The sequence below is a fragment of the Microbispora sp. CL1-1 genome, from assembly GCF_012034195.1.
Lineage (GTDB): Bacteria > Actinomycetota > Actinomycetes > Streptosporangiales > Streptosporangiaceae > Microbispora.
Map to the genome: position 1 here is coordinate 1 of NZ_JAATEK010000111.1, position 1,894 is coordinate 1,894.

The window sequence follows — 1,894 nt, forward strand, 5'->3', positions numbered from 1 at the left end:
TTCAGTCCGCCGCGTGAAAGGAGGAACACCTTGGATCAACTGCTCACTGTCCCGCAAGCGGCGGCCCGCCTGAGCACCTCGGTCCGCTTCGTCCGCCGCTTGGTGGCCGAACGGCGCATCGAGTTCGTGAAGGTCGGTCGCCACGTCCGCATCTCCGAGTCAGCACTGACCACCTTCGTCGTCGCGGGCACGGTCGCGCCCCTGACGGCCCATGACGTCACCGGGAGGGCGGCCTGATGGCCAACAGAGACGGTCATCGTCGTTTCGGCAACATCCGCAAGCGAGAGTCCGGGCGCTACCAGATCCGCTATCCCGGCCCGGACGGGCGGATCCGCACTGGGGCCGAGACGTACGAGCGTAAGAGCGACGCGGAACGAGCGCTCTCGCTCATTGAGGCGCAGATCATCAGGGGGGAGTGGACCGACCCGGATCGCGGCAAGGTCAGGCTCCGCGACTACGCCGAGAACTGGATTTCCCAGCGTCCGGGCCTGCGTCCCCGCACTGTCGATCTCTATAGGTGGCTGCTCAACAAGCACGTCACGCCGTATCTGGGCGCGGCCCAGCTCGGCAAGCTGTCGACGGCCATGATTCGGCAGTGGCGGGCCGACCTCCTCGCCAACGGCGTCTCGGTCTCGGTGGCAGCCAAGGCGTACCGGCTGCTGCGGGCCGTGCTGATGACGGCGGCCGAAGAGGACCACATCATCCCAAGCAATCCATGCCGAATCCGCGGGGCAGGTGACGAGCACCCCGAAGAACGGCCCGTGCTGACCGTGGCTCAGGTCTTCGACCTGGCGGACCGGGTTGGCCGTCGTCCTGTCGGCAATGTCCGCAAGCTCAAGAACGGGGCGTACCGGCTGAGGTTTCAGCGGCACGGGGAGATGCGATCGCACCCTGAGATTTTCGCCACACGAGGTGAGGCGGAACGGGTGCTGTGGAAGATGGGCGCGGACGGGCGGGCCGACTGCGCCCATGACCGACGCTTCCGCGCCCTGGTGCTGCTCGCCACCTTCGCGAGCCTGCGATGGGGTGAGGTGAGCGCGCTACGTCGAGGTGACCTCGACCTGGGGGCCGGGACCGTGCGCATCCGGGCGGCCTTCGTCGAGCGCTCCACGGGGGAGCTGGTTCTCGGGCCTCCCAAGTCCAAGGCGGGCCGGCGAGTGGTCGGCATCCCCGAGGGGATCATTACGGCCCTGCGTGAGCATCTGGCGACCTACGTTCAGGACGAGCCGGGCGCGCTGGTCTTCCCCGGTGCCAAGGGCGGGCCGCTGCGGCGTAGCGGCTTCAACACCCGGACGCGCTGGGTCGACGTCGTGAAGGACATGGGCATGCCGGGCCTGCACTTCCACGACCTTCGGCACACGGGGAACATGCTCGCAGCCGAGTCGGGTGCGGGGCTCAAGGACCTGATGGCCCGGATGGGGCACGACAACGTCCGGGCGGCGATGATCTACCAGCACGCTGTACGCGGCGCGGATAAGGCGATCACAGATGCAATCAACAAGCAGCTCGAACGCCGTGATGACGACGAGGGGGACGAGATGCGCGGCGTCCTGGTCCCGGTGAGCTGATTGAGGGGCGATGATCCTCTTCAGAGTTTGCTGCCTACAGCCGGAGGTCGGTAACTAGATGTCCGCCGTTCACTACTTTAACCAGATGGGCTGGGTTGCCATCTTCACCGGTACCGAGACCGAGATCGGCCGTACGGTGCACATAGAAGCCTGGGACCCTGTCACAGGATCCGCACTGGTCGTTGATCCGCAACGGGGTGCACTGCGCGCGGTCAGCGACTATCCGGACTTCTCTCATCTCGAACGAGCCGATCAGGTCGCAGGCGTAGTGCCTGGTGGAGGATGGCGCGCCTACTGGGAGGACGAAGGGCCTGATGGGACCCCTC

The 1,894-nt window shown here is 66.5% G+C and carries 3 protein-coding genes; all 3 read left to right on the forward strand.

The genetic code is table 11. The features are described 5' to 3' along the window. Positions 1-30 precede the first annotated feature (30 nt). Positions 31-237, forward strand: a complete 207-nt coding sequence (locus HCK04_RS40105; RefSeq protein ID WP_142652745.1) for an excisionase family DNA-binding protein — start codon at positions 31-33, stop codon at positions 235-237. After that, positions 237-1,568 carry a site-specific integrase gene (locus HCK04_RS41710; protein ID WP_205831288.1) on the forward strand — a complete coding sequence of 444 codons (1,332 nt, stop codon included), beginning with the start codon at positions 237-239 and terminating at the stop codon, positions 1,566-1,568. The genes HCK04_RS40105 and HCK04_RS41710 overlap by 1 nt, the downstream gene beginning before the upstream one ends. 58 nt (positions 1,569-1,626) lie before the next feature. Then, on the forward strand, positions 1,627-1,894 hold a 268-nt coding region (locus HCK04_RS41715), incomplete at its 3' end, for a hypothetical protein (protein ID WP_142652746.1).

Coding starts and splice junctions, on each gene's coding strand:
- HCK04_RS41710 (WP_205831288.1), top strand. CDS start 237: ATGGCCAACAGAGACGGTCATCGTCGTTTCGGCAACATCCGCAAGCGA.